Source organism: Tenacibaculum finnmarkense, assembly GCF_900239185.1.
In the GTDB taxonomy this organism is placed as follows: domain Bacteria; phylum Bacteroidota; class Bacteroidia; order Flavobacteriales; family Flavobacteriaceae; genus Polaribacter; species Polaribacter finnmarkensis.
In genome coordinates, this window is the sequence record NZ_OENA01000023.1 from 192,294 (window position 1) to 210,613 (window position 18,320).

The 18,320-nt window shown below is 32.9% G+C and carries 16 protein-coding genes; 8 read left to right on the top strand and 8 right to left on the bottom strand.

Annotated elements, in window-relative coordinates:
• Positions 1–11 precede the first annotated feature (11 nt).
• The gene (locus tag AQ1689_RS03140) at positions 12–3,167 is read right to left on the bottom strand and encodes a SusC/RagA family TonB-linked outer membrane protein (protein ID WP_232126388.1); all 3,156 of its coding nucleotides are present in this window, start codon (positions 3,165–3,167) and stop codon (positions 12–14) included.
• A gap of 357 nt (positions 3,168–3,524) precedes the next feature.
• Here AQ1689_RS03140 and AQ1689_RS03145 point away from each other — a divergent pair, with 357 nt between their 5' ends.
• Positions 3,525–3,857 carry a LytR/AlgR family response regulator transcription factor gene (locus AQ1689_RS03145; protein ID WP_101955152.1) on the top strand — a complete coding sequence of 111 codons (333 nt, stop codon included), beginning with the start codon at positions 3,525–3,527 and terminating at the stop codon, positions 3,855–3,857.
• 82 nt (positions 3,858–3,939) lie between these two features.
• Positions 3,940–4,317, top strand: coding sequence for a LytR/AlgR family response regulator transcription factor (locus tag AQ1689_RS03150; protein ID WP_101955153.1), 378 nt, complete (start codon positions 3,940–3,942; stop codon positions 4,315–4,317).
• 273 nt (positions 4,318–4,590) lie between these two features.
• Here AQ1689_RS03150 and AQ1689_RS03155 read toward each other — a convergent pair whose 3' ends face one another.
• The 5 genes from AQ1689_RS03155 to hutH form a co-directional block, all read right to left on the bottom strand.
• Positions 4,591–5,310 carry a DUF4197 domain-containing protein gene (locus tag AQ1689_RS03155; RefSeq protein WP_101914649.1) on the bottom strand — a complete coding sequence of 240 codons (720 nt, stop codon included), beginning with the start codon at positions 5,308–5,310 and terminating at the stop codon, positions 4,591–4,593.
• A gap of 75 nt (positions 5,311–5,385) precedes the next feature.
• On the bottom strand, positions 5,386–5,550 hold the full coding sequence (locus tag AQ1689_RS03160) for a DUF5522 domain-containing protein (RefSeq protein ID WP_158508522.1): 165 nt from the start codon (positions 5,548–5,550) through the stop codon (positions 5,386–5,388).
• A 129-nt stretch (positions 5,551–5,679) separates the two neighbouring features.
• Positions 5,680–6,228, bottom strand: a complete 549-nt coding sequence (locus tag AQ1689_RS03165; RefSeq protein ID WP_101914648.1) for a DUF4136 domain-containing protein — start codon at positions 6,226–6,228, stop codon at positions 5,680–5,682.
• 11 nt (positions 6,229–6,239) lie between these two features.
• Complete coding sequence (locus AQ1689_RS03170) at positions 6,240–8,276, bottom strand: urocanate hydratase (protein ID WP_101955197.1); 2,037 nt, start codon at positions 8,274–8,276, stop codon at positions 6,240–6,242.
• 14 nt (positions 8,277–8,290) lie between these two features.
• Complete coding sequence (gene hutH, locus AQ1689_RS03175; RefSeq protein WP_101955154.1) at positions 8,291–9,778, bottom strand: histidine ammonia-lyase; 1,488 nt, start codon at positions 9,776–9,778, stop codon at positions 8,291–8,293.
• Between the two features lie 79 nt (positions 9,779–9,857).
• Here hutH and AQ1689_RS03180 point away from each other — a divergent pair, with 79 nt between their 5' ends.
• From AQ1689_RS03180 to AQ1689_RS03195, 4 genes are all read left to right on the top strand, one after another.
• Positions 9,858–10,754 carry a LysR family transcriptional regulator gene (locus AQ1689_RS03180; protein ID WP_101955155.1) on the top strand — a complete coding sequence of 299 codons (897 nt, stop codon included), beginning with the start codon at positions 9,858–9,860 and terminating at the stop codon, positions 10,752–10,754.
• A gap of 77 nt (positions 10,755–10,831) precedes the next feature.
• On the top strand, positions 10,832–11,155 hold the full coding sequence (locus tag AQ1689_RS03185) for a hypothetical protein (protein ID WP_101914645.1): 324 nt from the start codon (positions 10,832–10,834) through the stop codon (positions 11,153–11,155).
• 71 nt (positions 11,156–11,226) lie between these two features.
• Positions 11,227–14,667, top strand: coding sequence for a methylmalonyl-CoA mutase family protein (locus AQ1689_RS03190; protein WP_101955156.1), 3,441 nt, complete (start codon positions 11,227–11,229; stop codon positions 14,665–14,667).
• Between the two features lie 120 nt (positions 14,668–14,787).
• Positions 14,788–15,210, top strand: coding sequence for a hypothetical protein (locus tag AQ1689_RS03195; RefSeq protein ID WP_058885669.1), 423 nt, complete (start codon positions 14,788–14,790; stop codon positions 15,208–15,210).
• Between the two features lie 453 nt (positions 15,211–15,663).
• On the opposite strand, the gene AQ1689_RS03200 is transcribed toward AQ1689_RS03195, so the two are convergent.
• Together AQ1689_RS03200 and AQ1689_RS03205 are read right to left on the bottom strand one after the other, a co-directional pair.
• Positions 15,664–15,843 carry a hypothetical protein gene (locus tag AQ1689_RS03200; RefSeq protein WP_101955157.1) on the bottom strand — a complete coding sequence of 60 codons (180 nt, stop codon included), beginning with the start codon at positions 15,841–15,843 and terminating at the stop codon, positions 15,664–15,666.
• Between the two features lie 24 nt (positions 15,844–15,867).
• Positions 15,868–17,325, bottom strand: a complete 1,458-nt coding sequence (locus tag AQ1689_RS03205; RefSeq protein WP_101955158.1) for a T9SS type A sorting domain-containing protein — start codon at positions 17,323–17,325, stop codon at positions 15,868–15,870.
• A gap of 112 nt (positions 17,326–17,437) precedes the next feature.
• Between AQ1689_RS03205 and AQ1689_RS03210 the strand changes: the two genes are divergently transcribed.
• Both AQ1689_RS03210 and AQ1689_RS03215 read left to right on the top strand, forming a co-directional pair.
• The gene (locus tag AQ1689_RS03210) at positions 17,438–17,803 is read left to right on the top strand and encodes a hypothetical protein (protein ID WP_180947522.1); all 366 of its coding nucleotides are present in this window, start codon (positions 17,438–17,440) and stop codon (positions 17,801–17,803) included.
• Between the two features lie 30 nt (positions 17,804–17,833).
• Positions 17,834–18,013 carry a hypothetical protein gene (locus AQ1689_RS03215; RefSeq protein WP_145993719.1) on the top strand — a complete coding sequence of 60 codons (180 nt, stop codon included), beginning with the start codon at positions 17,834–17,836 and terminating at the stop codon, positions 18,011–18,013.
• Positions 18,014–18,320: the final 307 nt, after the last annotated feature.

An 18,320-nucleotide genomic window follows, 5' to 3' on the forward strand; every position in this document is an offset into this window, starting at 1 on the left:
ATTTTCAATGATTAAAATTTAATTCTTACTCCGAAAGCAAATGTTGTTAAAGGAGAATATCTGTATTGATCTGAAGAACCAGTTTCTGAAGTTGCTGGATTAAATCCATCTCTTTTACTTAATAAAAATAAGTTATCTCCAGAAGCATATAAGTTTACGCTACCTAAACCTGCTTTTTTAATGTATTGTACAGGAATTGTATATCCTACTCTTATATTATTTAACGCTAAGTAATCTGTAGACGTTAAAAATCTGGTAGAAGAACTTGTAACAGCAGTAACTTCGTTACTATATAATCTAGGAACATTTGTAATGTCACCTTTCTTTTGCCATCTGTCTCTCATATCAGTAGACCAGTTGTTACCTCCAACTTGACCGTTCGACATTAAGTTTGCATATGCACCATCATAAGCATAACCTCCTAAGCTATATGCAAATTGAGAACTAATATCAAAATCATGAATTTTAGCAGATAATCTGAAAGCTCCTCTTACTGTCGGAATTGCCGATTTATCTACATATTTCTGTGTAGCTTGTGAATATACTTTAGTAGTTCCTTGTGATATTTTAGCATCTGGGTTGTCTGTTAAAAACTTATTATAGTTTTTAATTTCTTCTCCCTTATCAAAAGCATCATTTTTGTTTGCATCTACATAGTTTACATTCCACATTGCAGCACCGTCGTTAGCATCAACACCAGCCCATTCTCTCATGTAGTAATCAAATAATGAATGCCCTTTTGAACGTCCGTAGTTACCACTTTGATCTAATAACTTAGCCTTTCCTGTTGACGGGTCAATAGGCATTTGCGTTAATTCATTCTTTAAAAACTCTCCGTTTAAAGAAACATCGAACGTATAGTTTTTCTTATTAATAATATGCGTAGTAATATCAAATTCAAAACCAGCATTTTTTAATTTACCATCATTTACCTTTTCTAAAGCATCTCCTATAGAAGGTCCTAAACGTCTGTCAAAAATTAAATCTTCTGTATTTTTAACGTAGTAATCAAAAGAAGCATCAACTAAGTTATCAAACAAAGTAAACTCAACACCTGTTTGAAACATTTTAGAAGTTTCCCAAGTTAATTCAGCATTTTGTCTTGCACGTACAGGAAGTGAAATTTGTCCTCCTAAGTTTTCAATATCATATCCGTTTTGCCCAGCATAAATATCACTTAATCTTGAACCGATAGATTGATCACCTAAAATACCATAACTTACTTTTACTTTAAGATTGTTTACAAACTCAACATCGTTCATAAAGTTTTCTTTGGTTACAATCCATGAACCACCGATAGAACCGAAAGTACCCCATTTATTGTTTTTAAATCTTGATGTACCATCTCTTCTTACAGAGGTAGTAAAAAAGTATTTACCATCATAATTATAGTTTGCCTGCCCGAAGAAACTTTCAATAGCCGTTTCTTCTCTATATCCTGTTGATTTACCAGCAGTTTCTACATAGTTTGTAGGATCATCTAAACCATTATTAAGGTTTACAACTCTTTTTACATCAGTATAACCTCTTTGTCTTTTCCATTGATTAGACTCATGAGCTGCGATAAAATCAACTTTATGATCACCAAAAGAAGTATTATACTTAAACATGTTTAAGAAGTTTTGCGTAACCGCATACTGGTTTTGTTTAAATAAACGACCTTTAGTATCTCCTCCAGCTGCCGATCCGTAGAAAGGGTTTTGAATATTATTATGAATATAACTATAATATTGAGCTCCATATCTAGACTCAAAACTTAAGTTTTCTGCTAATTGAAAGTTAAAAGAAAAATTAGCATTTAACGAATGTCTTTCTGACCTTTTTAAGTTATACTTAGCATTTGCAATTGAGTTTGTTAAAGCTCCAAAACCACGTCCTGCATCTCCAAAATCGTAAATATGACCTCCGTAAATAGGATCATCAATTTTTTTACCATTGGTATCTCTAGTAAATAATGGGTAAATTGAAGGAATATTATCAACAAACCAAAAAACACTTCCTGAATCTTCAGACTGTCCGTTTGAAGTCGTTTTTCCAAAAGTATATCCTAAATTAACACTTGCTTTTAACCAATCAGTTGGGTTATGTGTTAAGTTTAAACGAGAAGTATATCTTTTATAATCTGAATTAAGTACATATCCTTTATCTTCTAAATAACCAAAAGAAGAAAAGTATTTTGTTTTATCATCACCACCACTCATTTTTAAGTTTGCCTCTGTTCTAATAGAAGTTTGGAAACCATAATCAGCCCAGTTTTCTGGCGTGTATTTTCTAGCAACACCTGCTCTAACTTTTCCTGTAGCAGGATCAATTAATTTAGAAACATCAGAAACATTCCATAAATTATAAGCACTGTTAACTCCTTTTCCTGAAAAAAGATTCGCATTTGCATACGCAGTTGCATCAGCTTTACCATTAAAATCTCCTTTATTTCTCATTGCTTCCCAAGAAAGACCAATGTATTCTTCTGGTGATTTAATAGTACTATATCTTGCTAAATTGCTAAAATTAACACCTGTTTTAACATCAAGTTCAATTGATGAAACACCATTTTTACCTGATTTTGTTGTAATTAAAACAACTCCATTTGCTCCTCTAGAACCATAAATTGCAGTTGCCGTAGCATCTTTTAATATCGTTGTAGATGCAATATCAGATGGGTTAATCGTATTAAGTGCTCCGTCAAAAGGAACGCCATCAACCACAAATAAAGGATCTCTGTTTCCGTTTACAGAACCAAAACCTCTAATTCTAATTGTTGCCGATGCTCCTGGCTGACCTGAAGTATTTATAACCTGTACCCCTGCAGCTTCACCCGCTAAAGCTTGTGAAATATTTGAAACACTTTTTGCAGCTAATACCTCAGCCTTTACAACTTTTGCAGTACCTGTAAATGCCGATTTAGTTGATGTTCCGTATCCGACAACAACAACCTCTTCTAGTACATTTGCATCTTCTTGCATTACTACGTTAATCGTAGTTTTTGCACCTACCAATTTAGTAATATTTTGCATACCTACAAAGCTAAACACTAAGCGTTGCCCTGCTGATGCTTTTACAGTATATGTACCATCAAAGTCAGTTTCAGCACCTGTTACTGTACCTTTTATTACAACATTAACTCCTGGTAATGGACCAGCACTGTCTGACACAGTACCTGTAATCATCTTTTGTTGTGCACTTACATTTACTAGAAAACCTAGAAAAAATAAAATACACAATACGTTTTTGTAACGTGGATTCATAAAATATTTAATTTTAATTATTATTGGATGTAAATTTAAAGGCAATAGTTACTCCTTAACAAGCTTTTGAAGCTAAACACCGCTATTTTGATGTGAAAAACCTTTAAAAAGCGGTTAATAACTGTTTCAAAACCAAAAAAAATGTTAATTTTTAACAATAAATTGGTATTTTAGTATCGGAATTACTAATTCATTGTTTAAATTTGTACCCTCAGTAGTCTATTGACCTATTTCTCAATAACTTTTACTACTGATTTTCATAAAATATTTCCTCAAAATATGCAAAAATCTGTCCTAATTATCGATAGCGACCAACAAGCTATCAACAACTTAAAAGAACTATTAACTGAATTTGATTTTTTAAAAGTAATAGATCAATGTGCTACAGCTATTGAAGCTATTGATAAAATCAACACACTAAAACCCGATATTGTGTATCTTGATACACAGCTAAACAACAGCAGTGGTTTTGATGTTATTGACAACATAACACTTTCTGAAAAACCTGTTTTTATTTTTACATCTTCCTCAAATAAAGATGCTTTAAAAGCCTTTGATTATGCTGCATTTGATTATTTATTAAAACCCTTGAATAAAGCCCGTTTTTTTTAATTCTATAGATAAATTAATAGCACGTAAAAAAATTGAAAATCGCTTTAGCCTTAAAAGTAACTTAAATGATATTTTAGATTTTATGAAAGAGAACTCTGAAGAAAAAACTAAAATAAACACCACTGTAAAAGGCACTAAAATCAATATAAAATCAGGTAATAAAGTAATTTTACTTGAAAGAAATATGATTAAATACATATCGGCTTCGGGTTACTACATTGAAATTTTTACAACTGATAACCGTAAATTTTTACTACGAGAATCTTTATCGAGTATCATAAAACGATTAAACGCTAGTAACTTTATAAGAATACACCGTTCAACAATTATCAATACTAATTTTATTGATGAAATAATTGCTTCTAATTACGGCGAAACTGATGTAAAAATAAATGACAATAAAACATTTCGTATCAGTAAAAGTTATAAAAAAGAATTTCAGGAAGTTATAGGATTTTAGAACCTATTTAAAAAGCTAAAAATTTACTACAGTAATACCCTTTTTTTACACTCTTAAATACAAGAGATCAAATTAATTTAGAAGTCCCCCACTTTTACCCAAATTAAATAATATGTTCGTTTTTTCATAACGATACATAATCTACATCTATAACCTTACTGTTTTTAACTGAAAAATAGGCAAATAAATCACAAAAAAAACACCACATTAATTTTAAAAATCAACGAGGTGTTTATAATTTTATTTTAAGCTTTTAAGCCTAATTTATATTTTTTAATACTTGTCTTGCAACGCAAATACCTGACGTAATAATGCCGTATTTCGCAATCCTGCTTTTTCACGAATTCCTTTTTCTTCTACAGCAATCATAGTAAAAACACCTTGTAAAGCTTGAGTTGTAACATAATCTGTTAAATTCGGATTTACTCTTTTTACAAAAGGAATACTATTATATCTATTGATTAAATTCGTCCAAATTTTATCTGCTCCAACCTTTGAAAATGATTTTTTAATCACCGGGTTAAATTTACTGTATAAGGCCGTAGTTGTTTTTCCTTTTAAATAAGAAGTTGCTGCGTTTTTATCGCCTAATAAAATAGTTTTTGCATCGTTAAAAGACATCTGTTTTACAGCATTTACAAAAATTGGTGTTGCTGTTTTAACAGCATCTGCTGCGGTGCTATTAATAGCTCTTAAACCTTGGTCGGCTAATTTACTTAAACCGATTTTACGCAAGCCTTTATCTACTTTTTTCAACTCTTCTGGCAAAGCAATTCTTACCAATTGATTGTTATAAAAACCATCTTTAGCAGTTAATTTTTTTACTTGATTTTTAATTCCGTTGTCTAAAGCCTGACGCAAACCATTTCCTATTTGCTGTTGCGACAAACCACCACCAAGAGTTCCTTGTGGCAATTGGCTTACAACTTTTTGTAATTCGGCACAGCCTGTTAAAGAAAGTGCTAGTACTGCTACTGCTATAATTTTTTTCATTTTTAATCTTTATTTTGTTTTGGTTTCTATCTTTTAAGATACATTTTATTAGTAATCGTCACACTCTTTTCTATTCTACTTGAAGCTATCTGTTTTTTTATCATATCCAAAAGGACAATGTTTACAACCACTTTTACAGCAGTATCCACGCCTTAAATGATAGGCTTCTTTAAAAACCCGATACCCTTGCTCGTTTACATAATACTCATCGGGAGTTGCTTTTAAAATTTCGTTTATCATAATTTATCGTACTGCAAATATCAAAAAAAGATACGTTATTTAGAATTTATTTTAATTTCTTAATAAACTATAAGACCTCACAGGTTTTAAAAACCTGTGAGGTCTAAAATAAAAGATACTAAATTTTTCTTACTTTTTACTATTTTCTAGCGGATATTCAGCCAATATCTCTTTTACAAATTCTTTAATTCTAGCTTGCTTTCTTTCAACACTACGACTACTTAACGCACCAGTACCAATACCCTGCCAAACCAATGCTTTGTTTTGAGCATCTAAAACATCAATAAATAAAGTTCCTTCGGTATATTGAGATACATTTATTCGATTCATGTTATTCAAGCCATTCATACCATAATAATATGGATAATAAAACCCGCCATACATCCTATCATTAACATTAATTCGTTCTCTTGATTTTGTAAACAAGCTCACTAAAACATCAGGCGATGCCGATTTAGCCATCCCTTTTGCTATTAATTCTTGTTCAATAGCGCGCATAATACGTTTTTTATCTAAATCAGAAATAGCCGCTTTGTCAATTCCTTTTTTATAAAACGCAAATGTTTTATAACTATTAAAATCAGCTTCTGTATCGTAATCGGTTGTTACTCTTACCGAACTACACGAGGTTATCATTAAAGCGATAATTGGTAAAAAAAATAGGCTAGATAATTTCATTTTAGTAGGATTTATTCTTGTTTAAAATCAGTATTAAATAAGGCATCATCTACAAAATTAGGAACGGTAACTTGCAATTCCTTTTCAGACTTCATAGCACGTTTAATTGCAAAAACAGCGCCGTGATTTCTCGCCCAACTTCTTCGTGCAATTCCGTTATTTACATCCCAAAAAAGCATTGATTTTAAGCGTTTTGATGCTGCCTTAGAACCATCAAGAAGCATGCCAAAACCACCGTTAATAACTTCGCCCCAGCCAACGCCACCACCGTTGTGAATAGACACCCAAGTAGCACCTCTAAAGCTATCGCCAATTACATTTTGAATTGCCATATCAGCGGTGTAACGAGAACCATCGTAAATATTTGAAGTTTCACGATATGGCGAATCGGTACCCGAAACATCATGATGATCACGCCCTAAAACAACCTTTCCTATCTTCCCTTTTTTAATCGCTTTATTAAAAGCTTCGGCAATTTTTGCACGTCCTTCTGCATCGGCATATAAAATACGTGCCTGCGAACCGACGACTAATTTATTTTCTTGTGCGCCTTTAATCCATTGGATATTATCCGCCATTTGCTGTTGAATTTCAACAGGAGAATTCTTTCTAATTTTCTCTAAAACTTTACAAGCAATTGCATCTGTTTTAGCTAAATCTTCAGGATTTCCCGAAGCACAAACCCAACGAAAAGGACCAAAACCATAATCGAAACACATCGGTCCCATAATATCTTGCACATAACTAGAATAGGCAAAAACTTCGCTTCCTAATTTTGAATTATCCACCGTACAAAAAGCATCATTTTCATCTTTATGAACCGTTGCTCCTGCTCTACTTGCTTCTAATAAAAAGGCATTTCCGTAGTCAAAAAAGTACGTTCCTTTTTCAGTATGTTTATTAATCGCTTTTGCATGACGACGCAAGGTTTCTTGTACTTTTTCTTTGAATAATTCAGGCTCGTTTGCCATCATTTCATTGGCATCATCAAAAGAAATATCGGCAGGATAATAACCACCCGCCCAAGGATTATGTAACGATGTTTGATCTGAACCTAAATCGACATGTACATTTTCTTGGTCAAATTTCTCCCAAACATCTACGATATTTCCTAAATAAGCGATTGAAACTGTTTCTTGGTTTTCTTTTGCTGATTTTACTCGTGCTACTAATTCATCTAAATCGGTGATTTTTTCATCAATCCAACCTTGCGATAAACGTATTTCTGTAATCTTCGGATTTACCTCAGCACAAACCGTAATACAACCTGCGATACTTCCTGCCTTTGGTTGTGCGCCACTCATTCCACCTAAACCTGCTGTTAAAAAGACATTTCCTTTAGGTGATTTTTTAATTTTACGAAACGCATTTAATACCGTAATTGTAGTTCCATGCACAATTCCTTGCGGACCAATATACATATAACTACCAGCGGTCATTTGCCCATATTGTGTAACTCCTAAAGCGTTGAATTTCTCTAAATCATCAGGTTTTGAATAATTTGGAATCATCATTCCGTTAGTAACGACGACTCTTGGCGCATCTTTATGCGACGGAAATAAACCCATCGGATGCCCAGAATACATGGTTAAAGTTTGAGTATCTGTCATTTCAGACAAATATTTCATAGTTAATAAATATTGCGCCCAGTTAGAAAAAACGCCACCATTTCCTCCGTAGGTAATTAATTCATGCGGATGTTGGGCTACGGCATAATCTAAATTATTTTGAATCATTAACATGATTGCTTTTGCCTGGCTACATTTCCCTGGATATTCTTTAATATCTCTTGCCTTCATTTTATAAGTAGGGCGAAAACGGTACATATATATTCGTCCGTAATCTTCTAATTCTTTAGCAAATTCAGGCAATAAAACAGCATGATGTTTTGCATCAAAATAACGCAAAGCATTTTTTAGCGCTAATTTTTTTTCTTCGGATGTTAAAATATCTTTACGTTTCGGAGCCCTGTTTATTGACGAATCATACACGGGCATTTCAGGTAATTCATTAGGAATACCTTGCTTAATTTGTTTTTTAAATGACATCATAATTTCTTTTTTTAACAAACTTTAAACTCTTGATTTTTAACCATCTTAATTAGCGCATTAATATCATCTTTCAAAATACGATCTTCCTCTAATTTAGCTACTTTATTTCTGATAATTTTAAAATTTTCTTCTAAAATTGGCGAAAAAGTATTAGGTCTTCTAAAATCCATTGCCTGTGCTGCGTACATTAATTCGATGGCTAATATTTTATCTAAATTCCCTAATATTTGATTGAATTTCCTTCCTGAAATACTTCCCATAGATACATGATCTTCTTGCCCTAATGAAGTTGGCACACTATCTGCCGAAGGCGGAAAACACAAGGATTTATTTTCGGTAACCAAAGCCGCCGTAGTATATTGTGGAATCATAAAACCAGAATTTAAACCACCTGCCGATGTTAATAATCTTGGCAAACCGTGCTTTCCTTCTAGCAATAAATAACAACGTCTGTCGGCTATATTTCCTAATTCAGAAACTGCAATTGATGTATAATCTAACGCCATTGCTAAAGGTTGTCCGTGAAAATTACCTCCAGAAATTGCTTCGGTTTCACTCAGTACAATAGGATTATCGGTTACAGAATTCATTTCTATTTCTGCCAATTCTTTTAAATGTGCATAGGCATTTCTTGACGCTCCATGAACCTGTGGCATACAACGAATCGAATACGGGTCTTGCACTCTTTCGAATGTCGTATCAGCAACATTTTCAGAATCTTTTAAAAGCATTCTCATGCGTTCAGCTACTTTTAAATTCCCTTTAAACGGGCGAATTAAATGTAATTCTTCTTTAAACGGCGATACATTTCCTGAATATCCTTCTAAGGTCATTGCCCCAGTAACATCGGCTAAATCTAACACATATTCCATTTTTTTCAAGCCTAAAATAGCGTGCGATAATATAAATTGCGTACCATTAATTAAACCTAATCCTTCTTTTGCCATTAATGTTAAAGGCTGTAAATTATGCTTTTTTAACACTTCTTTTGCTGAAATAATTTCTTCGGATTGCCAGAATTCTCCTTCACCTAACAACGGTAAAAACAAGTGTGACAACGGCGCTAAATCACCAGAAGCTCCTACCGAACCTTGCTCAGGAACAACAGGCAATAAATCGTTTTCAATAAAATAGATAATACGCTCAATTAGCTCTAAACGAACCCCTGAAAAACCTTGACAAAGTGCATGAACCTTACAAATCATCATCATTTTTGACAATTCTTTATCAATAGGATTACCAACACCAACGGCATGGGTTATCAATAAATTTTCTTGTAATTTACTGGTTTCTTCAGGCGATATTTGCACGTCGCACAAAGGACCAAAACCGGTGTTAATTCCGTAAACAGCAGCGGTTGAATTTGCCATTACCTCCACCTTTGTTCTACATTCCTTTATTTTAATTGCGGCATCGCTTGTAACCACCGCTTTTAAAGTTCCTTTTGATATTTCAATAACTTTATTTACCGTTAAGGCATCTATTCCGTACTTAAACATTGGCTTCTATTTTATTTTACACAAAGTTATTTATATTTTTGATACCTAATAAGACTTAAAAAGTTATCAATTGATACCCATGAGTAATCAAAGAAGTAATCAAACAGAACTACGCCATCTTCGTTATTTTTTAGCCGTTGCCGAATGTTTACATTTCAGAAAAGCAGCAGAACGCTTGTTTATTTCGCAACCAGGATTAAGCCGACAAATAAAACAAATGGAAGCCGATTTAGAGGTGCAATTATTTGTGCGTCATAACAGAAAAGTAGCATTAACCGAAGCGGGAAGCTATTTAAAGGGAGCACTTACTCAAAATTTAAAAAACCTAAATCATATTTTTGAACATGCCAAATTGCTACAGGAAGGTAAAAATGGGCATTTAAATTTTGGTTATGTAGGTTCTGCAATGCAAGAAATCATCCCTAATTTATTGATTGAATTTAAAAAAGACCACCCAAATGTGCAATTCGGATTGCAAGAAATGGACAATCAAAAACAAATTGACAGCCTGCTTTCTAAAGATATTGATATTGGTTTTGTAAGGCTAGATAGAGTGCCTAGAGGACTTGCCATTCAGCCGATTTTAAAAGAGCCTTTTTGCTTGGTTTTACCGAAAAATCATCCTGTAAATACGGCTAATTTTAAAGGATTATCAGCATTAAAAAACGAATCATTTATTCTTTTTGATCCGTCTTATAGTCCTTCTTATCATGAAAAAGTAATGCAAATTTTTGATGATGCTAAATTCGCTCCTATAATATCGCACAATACCATTCATGCAGCTTCAATTTATAAATTGGTCGAAAATAATTTTGGTTTATCAATTGTTCCAAAATCGTTACAATATGGCTACGATATGGGCGTGCAATTTATTGACCTCACCACTATAAAACAACGTACTACCTTGTCGGTTGTTTGGCATAAAAATAATAGCAACCCTATTTTAAAATCGCTACTAGAAAAAACAATACCTTAACCACTAGCTTACTAAAACAATATACTCTCCAAAATATAAATGCTTATTTTTACACACAAACCACCCCTTATAATTTTATGATTTTTATTTCAAAATTTCTTATTCCTAAAGGATTTGTTGGGCTCGCTTTATTTCCTTTTATCTTTTTAAAAAAAGAAGAATTAAGAGAAAATTACGTTTTAATAAATCACGAAAAAATTCACCTAAAACAACAGCTAGAATTACTCGTTATTTTCTTTTATCTTTTTTATGGCATCGAGTGGCTTGTAAAATGTATCAAATACAAAAATGGTTATTTAGCCTATAAAAACATCAGTTTTGAAAGAGAATCTTACCAAAATGAAGATAATTTATACTACCTTGAATCTCGGAAAAAATGGGCTTTTATTCATTATTTATAAGTCGTAAAGAATTGCTGTCTTTTTTAATAAATTCGTAGATTGCTTCATTAATTTGATTTAAAGCACTACGGATGAGAAAAATAACACCCTATAAACCAACAAACAAAATACGAATTGTAACAGCTGCTTCATTATTTGACGGGCACGATGCTGCCATAAATATTATGCGTCGAATTATTCAATCCACAGGTGTTGAAGTAATTCATTTAGGGCACGACAGAAGCGTTGAAGAAGTTGTAAACTGTGCAATTCAAGAAGATGCCAATGCTATTGCAATGACTTCTTATCAAGGTGGGCATATCGAGTATTTTAAATATATGTTCGATTTATTAAAGGAAAAAGGTGCTGATCATATCAAAATATTTGGTGGCGGTGGCGGTGTAATTCTTCCTGAAGAGATTAAAGAATTAATGGATTATGGAATTACTCGTATTTATGCTCCTGATGATGGACGCGCACTAGGATTGCAAGGAATGATTAACGATTTAGTGAAAACTGCTGATTTTGCCATTGGCGATGTTTTAAACGGAGAAATAAATCATTTATCAAAAAAAGAAATCGGAAGTATTGCTAGAATTATTTCTTCTGCAGAAAATTTCCCTGAAGTAGCAAAAGAAACATTACGTACAATTCACGAAAAAAATAAAAATTCGAAAACACCAGTTTTAGGAATTACAGGAACTGGTGGTGCTGGAAAATCATCTTTAGTTGATGAATTAGTCCGCAGATTTTTAATTGATTTCCCTGAAAAAACTATCGGAATTATTTCTGTTGATCCTTCAAAAAGAAAAACTGGAGGTGCTTTATTAGGTGATCGTATTCGTATGAATGCCATCAATAACGACCGTGTTTATATGCGTTCGTTAGCTACTCGTCAATCGAATTTGGCGTTATCAAAATATGTAAATGAAGCCATCGAAGTTTTAAAAGCTGCCGAATTTGATTTAATTATTTTAGAAACCTCTGGAATTGGGCAATCTGACACCGAAATTATAGAACATTCTGATACCTCATTATATGTAATGACGCCAGAATTTGGTGCTGCAACGCAATTAGAAAAAATCGATATGCTTGATTTTGCTGATTTAGTAGCTATCAATAAATTTGACAAACGTGGTGCTTTAGATGCCATTCGTGATGTCAAAAAACAATACATGCGTAACAATAATTTGTGGGATATTCATATGGATGACATGCCCGTTTTTGGAACAATTGCTTCTCAATTTAACGATCCTGGAATGAATACGCTATACAAACGTATTATGGATAAAATCGTTGAAAAAACTGGCGTTGATTTAACATCAAAGATGGAAATCACCAAAGAAATGTCTGAAAAAATCTTTGTAATTCCACCAAGAAGAGTTCGTTATTTATCTGAAATATCAGAAAGTAATAGAGCTTACGATAAAAAAGTAGATAGCCAAGTTATTGTTGCTCAAAAATTATATGGTATTGTTCAAACCATTTTATCTATTCTTCCGAAGGAAATAAAAGAAGATTTTCTATCTAAAAATGGATTAGAAAAAGATGATATTTTAAAAGAAACTCCAAAGGATGAAATTGATTTTGCAAAATTATTAATAGCGCAATTTGATAAAGTAAAACTAAATCTTGATCCTCATAACTGGGAAGTAATTTTAAATTGGAAAACCAAAGTTCAAAAATACAAAGACCCTGTTTATAGCTTTAAAGTAAGAGATAAAGTTATTAATATTGATACACACAGTGAATCTTTATCGCATACACAAATTCCGAAAGTAGCCTTACCAAAATACCAAGCTTGGGGCGATTTATTACGTTGGAATTTACAAGAAAATGTTCCAGGAGAGTTTCCATATACCGCAGGATTATATCCATTTAAAAGAACTGGTGAAGACCCAACACGAATGTTTGCAGGTGAAGGAGGACCAGAACGTACCAACAGACGTTTTCATTATGTAAGTTTAGGAATGCCTGCAAAGCGTTTATCAACTGCTTTTGATTCGGTTACTTTATACGGAAATGACCCTGGTAGAAGACCCGATATTTACGGAAAAATAGGAAATGCAGGAGTTTCTATTTGTTGTTTAGACGATGCTAAAAAATTGTTTTCAGGGTTTGAATTAACACACGCTTTAACTTCTGTAAGTTTAACAATTAATGGTCCTGCGCCAATGTTGTTAGGTTTTTTCATGAATGCGGCAATCGATCAGAATTGTGAAAAACACATCAAAGAAAATAATTTAGAAGATTTAGTTGAGGCTAAATTTGATGAAATTTATAATTCAAAAGGTTTAGAAAGACCCACCTATCAAGGAGGTTTACCGCAAGGAAATGATGGTTTAGGATTGATGCTTTTAGGATTAACTGGTGATATGATTTTACCTTCGGATGTGTATGCTGAAATCAAAAAAACTACCTTAGCACAAGTTCGTGGTACGGTTCAAGCGGATATTTTAAAAGAAGATCAAGCACAAAACACGTGTATCTTTTCAACAGAATTTGCCTTACGTTTAATGGGCGACGTGCAAGAATATTTTATAAAAGAACAGGTACGTAATTTTTATTCTGTTTCAATTTCTGGATATCATATTGCCGAAGCTGGTGCAAATCCGATTACGCAGCTTGCATTAACACTATCCAACGGATTTACTTATGTTGAATATTATTTATCTCGTGGAATGGATATTAATAAATTCGGACCTAACTTATCGTTCTTTTTCTCTAACGGAATTGACCCTGAATATTCAGTAATTGGTCGTGTTGCTCGTAAAATTTGGGCAAAAGCCATGAAACATAAATACGGAGCAAACTCAAGAGCGCAGATGTTAAAATATCATATTCAAACCTCTGGTCGTTCTTTACATGCTCAGGAAATTGATTTTAATGATATTCGTACAACCTTACAAGCTTTATATGCAATTAACGATAATTGTAATTCGCTACACACAAATGCTTATGACGAAGCAATTACAACGCCTACCGAAGAATCTGTACGTAGAGCAATGGCTATTCAATTAATCATCAATAAAGAATTAGGATTAACTAAAAATGAAAATCCGATTCAAGGTGCTTTTATTATTGAAGAATTAACCGATTTAGTAGAAGAAGCTGTGTTAACTGAATTTGATAGAATTACAGAACGTGGCGGTGTTTTAGGTGCTATGGAAACCATGTATCAGCGTTCTAAAATACAAGAAGAAAGCTTGTATTACGAAACTTTAAAGCATACTGGAGAGTTTCCTATTATTGGTGTAAATACTTTTTTAAGCTCGAAAGGTTCGCCAACGGTTCAACCTGCGGAAGTTATTCGTGCTACAGAGCAAGAAAAACAATTCCAAATTCAAACTAAAGAATTATTGAACAAAGCCAACGACGGAAAAGTTCAAGAACAATTAGCAATTCTTCAAGAAGCGGCTGTTCAGAATGAAAACTTATTCGATAAATTAATGGAGGCGACTAAATTCTGTTCTTTAGGGCAAATTACCGAAGCTTTATTTAAAGTTGGTGGTCAGTATAGACGGAATATGTAAGCTGATACTTAGTTATAAAAAAAATTAAAAACAATGATAAATATCATGAATTAAAAGTAATAGTAAGCCTAAATTTATACTAGTAATTAGAAGTTATATTAATAAATTAAAAAACTACTTATGATATTAAACGCAACAGAAGGACAGTTAGAAATTACAATGGACAAACCAGCTTTTAACAAGTTTTCTTTTAAAGATGCTGGCTTAAAAGAAGATTCATATACGGTTGAAGGTGGTAATTTACGTTTAAAAATAGCATTAGGATATATTCAAGATTACCGTTTTTTTAAAATGCCTGTTATCGAATTAGAATACGAAAACAACATCAAAGAAAGCGGATGGATTGTAGAATTTAATGGTGAAAACATTTTAGAAGCAAAAGATCATTCTGGTTCTAAAACTGTTTTATTATTAAACCGTAATAAAATGAGTAAATTAGTACATCGTCATGAAAACACCTTAATTATTCATGGTGATTTTTCTGAAGCAGTAAAAATTAAAAACACCAGTACGCTTAACTTATTAGAAGCGCCAAGTCATTAATATTTTTAGTATTTTTTTTCATATACCAAAATCCTCAAGTAAATTACTTGAGGATTTTTTATAGTTATTAAACATTATCACATTTTTTTTAGTATCATAAGTTTTTTAAAAATTAAATAAAAATTAGATAACCGTCATGCTGAATTTATTTCAGCATCGCATAAGGCTAATAACACTGGAAAATCAGTATGAGAAACTGAAATAAATTTAGTTTGACGGATTCGATTTTTCAGCTATAAAACGTTTTTAAATGAAATTTAAACAGACTCTAAGCTTTATTTGAAAAATAAATATTCATACCTTCTCTAATAAAATACTTCTGTCAATGTACGTACAATATGAATTAAAAAAAATATTTCATTAATAATCTATATCAATCTAAGACGAAACATTTTGTTTATAAAAAAAACCCCGAAAAAAATCGGGGTTTAATTATTGAAAAATAGTTAAAATTTAAAAGCCTCCAGTTCCTGGAGCTTCTGGACCTGGACTTTGTACTTGTGCTTTTTGCGGATTTAAAACTAAATATGTTCCTAATGCTGTTAAACTAGCATATTTTCCGTATTTCCCTATCTTTTGTAATGCTTCTTTTCTAGATATATTTTCTACTTTATTTTTAGTTTGTTTTTTCATAATATTTATCTTTTTTATTAAAAATTATTCTAAGATAATTTTCTTTGTGATTTTTTTTGAATTAGAAATTACTTCTACAATATAAACACCTTTTGCCATTTTAGGTAATTCAATTACCCTAACGCCTGTTACTTTAAATTGTTTGCTAATTACTTTTTCACCTAACATTGAATATACATTTAACGATGCATTTTCCGATTGTAAACCTGTAATCGTTACACTATTATTAGCCGATTTATAAATACTTACATCTTGTAAGTTTTGCTCAATAGTTACATTTTCTAAATCTTTAGAAGTAGTATGAATATAGAATTGACCAGTACCTTTAGCTGCGTTTTCTAAAACAACTTTATATCCTTTGTTAGATATATTTGTAAAAGTATTCGCTACTCTATCTTCTAAATAGATATTAATACCTTCAGGAAGGTTTTTAGCATTTACAGAAAATGTTACTTCTTTACCAGCTTCAGCAGTAATTCCTACAGGAACAACCATTGCTTCCATATTAGTACTAGGTAACGATTGTATTGCTAATTTATTTCCTTTATTTTCGGTAATTAACTCCGTAAATACTTCTAGTTTCGATGCTTTAACTCCTCCAAACATTTTAGAATCGTATCCATTATCAAAACCAGTCGTTTTATTCGCTATATAAAAAACTTTTGTTGATTTTTTACTCGCTTCGTTTTCTACAAATAATTCAAAAGATTGTCTAGGTGATTCTCTTTTGAAAGTATCTGATGCTTGATGACTTTGATTTGATTTCGCAAAAATAATGTCACCATCAGCAACTGCCTCAACAAAGAAACCTTGTCCTGGCGATATTTCAATAGGCGTTGTTGCATTGTATGTTACATATTCAGACCCTTCCCATACCCAGATAGTTTGTTCTGTAATTAAATCTCTATTTGCAAGACCAAAATCTTTAGAATTAACGTAAGCCATAAATGGGTTACCAACTAAATTAAAATTAGTTCTAGCCCCTAAAGTTATTGGCTGATTAACATCTGAAATATTTGCTATTCCTGTAACTGAAAAATCACCAATATTTGCTAATTTTATTGAAATACCAAGTCCTAAAGGCATTGTTCCAGTTTTAGCTGAAGTTGCATAATCCCAAGGTAAACCTGTAGCATTTGAATATACTCCAATACCAATATTACCACCAGTTCCTATAGCAAGTGTATTATTCGCAATAATACCTTCATAAGTTGCATCTGCAACAGGTGATGATACTAAATGCCAATTTCCAGCAGGTAAGTTTCTTTTGAAAGTTACAGGACCTGTTACGGTCGCTTGAGGTATAAAAGAAGCTCCTGATTCAACCGTTAATGATTTAACAGTTAATGCTGAACTTGTTGTTGGGTAATGAGTTAAACCAGTTGGTATTACAATATTTGAAGTAGCTAACGGAACTGTGTTTGTACTCCAGTTAGAAACATCATTCCAATCATTACTTGTACCATTCCAAGTAATAGGCATTGATGATACTGCTGCGTCTACAATTAATTGTAATGCTGCTGCATCGGTAGGTGCAGGACTTGCTGCTGCTACTGCTGTTTGAATTGCTGCTATTTCAGCAACACTTAAACCGGTGTTTGTTACTCCTGCGGCTGTTAATTCAGCTTCTGTTAAAGTTCCATTTCCTGCTGATGTTACTGCTGCTAATACTGCTGTAGTTTCTGCTGCTAATTCAGTTACTGCTGCGTCTACAATTAATTGTAATGCTGCTGCATCGGTAGGTGCAGGACTTGCTGCTATTTCAGTTGCACTTAAACCGGTGTTTGTTACTCCTGCTGTCGTTAATTCAGCTTCTGTTAAAGTTCCATTTCCTGCTGATGTTACTGCTGCTAATACTGCTGCAGTTTCTGCTGCTAATTCAGTTACTGCTGCGTCTACAATTAATTGTAATGCTGCTGCATCGGTAGGTGCAGGACTTGCTGCTGCTACTGCTGTTTGAATTGCTGCTATTTCAGCAACACTTAAACCGGTGTTTGTTACTCCTGCTGTCGTTAATTCAGCTTCTGTTAAAGTTCCATTTCCTGCTGATGTTACTGCTGCTAATACTGCTGTAGTTTCTGCTGCTAATTCAGTTAATGCTGCGTCTACAATTAATTGTAATGCTGCTGCATCGGTAGGTGCAGGACTTGCTGCGGCTACTGCTGTTTGAATCGCTGCTATTTCAGTTGCACTTAAACCTGTATTTGTAACTCCTGCGGCTGTTAATTCAACGGCTGTTAAAGTTCCATTTCCTGCTGATGTTACTGCTGCTAATACTGCTGCAGTTTCAGTTACTAATTCAGTTAATGCTCCGTCTACAATTAATTGTAATGCTGCTGCATCGGTAGGTGCAGGACTTGCTGCGGCTACTGCTGTTTGAATTGCTGCTATTTCAGTTGCACTTAAACCGGTGTTTGTTACTCCTGCTGTCGTTAATTCAGCTTCTGTTAAAGTTCCATTTCCTGCTGATGTTACTG

What these genes read in the sequence shown, in the direction of transcription:
- AQ1689_RS03140 (WP_232126388.1), bottom strand. Translation starts at nt 3,167, where the DNA reads ATGATTACAGGTACTGTGTCAGACAGTGCTGGTCCATTACCAGGAGTT.
- AQ1689_RS03145 (WP_101955152.1), top strand. Translation starts at nt 3,525, where the DNA reads ATGCAAAAATCTGTCCTAATTATCGATAGCGACCAACAAGCTATCAAC.
- AQ1689_RS03150 (WP_101955153.1), top strand. Translation starts at nt 3,940, where the DNA reads ATGAAAGAGAACTCTGAAGAAAAAACTAAAATAAACACCACTGTAAAA.
- AQ1689_RS03155 (WP_101914649.1), bottom strand. Translation starts at nt 5,310, where the DNA reads ATGAAAAAAATTATAGCAGTAGCAGTACTAGCACTTTCTTTAACAGGC.
- AQ1689_RS03160 (WP_158508522.1), bottom strand. Translation starts at nt 5,550, where the DNA reads ATGATAAACGAAATTTTAAAAGCAACTCCCGATGAGTATTATGTAAAC.
- AQ1689_RS03165 (WP_101914648.1), bottom strand. Translation starts at nt 6,228, where the DNA reads ATGAAATTATCTAGCCTATTTTTTTTACCAATTATCGCTTTAATGATA.
- AQ1689_RS03170 (WP_101955197.1), bottom strand. Translation starts at nt 8,276, where the DNA reads ATGTCATTTAAAAAACAAATTAAGCAAGGTATTCCTAATGAATTACCT.
- hutH (WP_101955154.1), bottom strand. Translation starts at nt 9,778, where the DNA reads ATGTTTAAGTACGGAATAGATGCCTTAACGGTAAATAAAGTTATTGAA.
- AQ1689_RS03180 (WP_101955155.1), top strand. Translation starts at nt 9,858, where the DNA reads ATGAGTAATCAAAGAAGTAATCAAACAGAACTACGCCATCTTCGTTAT.
- AQ1689_RS03185 (WP_101914645.1), top strand. Translation starts at nt 10,832, where the DNA reads ATGATTTTTATTTCAAAATTTCTTATTCCTAAAGGATTTGTTGGGCTC.
- AQ1689_RS03190 (WP_101955156.1), top strand. Translation starts at nt 11,227, where the DNA reads ATGAGAAAAATAACACCCTATAAACCAACAAACAAAATACGAATTGTA.
- AQ1689_RS03195 (WP_058885669.1), top strand. Translation starts at nt 14,788, where the DNA reads ATGATATTAAACGCAACAGAAGGACAGTTAGAAATTACAATGGACAAA.
- AQ1689_RS03200 (WP_101955157.1), bottom strand. Translation starts at nt 15,843, where the DNA reads ATGAAAAAACAAACTAAAAATAAAGTAGAAAATATATCTAGAAAAGAA.
- AQ1689_RS03205 (WP_101955158.1), bottom strand. Translation starts at nt 17,325, where the DNA reads ATGCCTATTACTTGGAATGGTACAAGTAATGATTGGAATGATGTTTCT.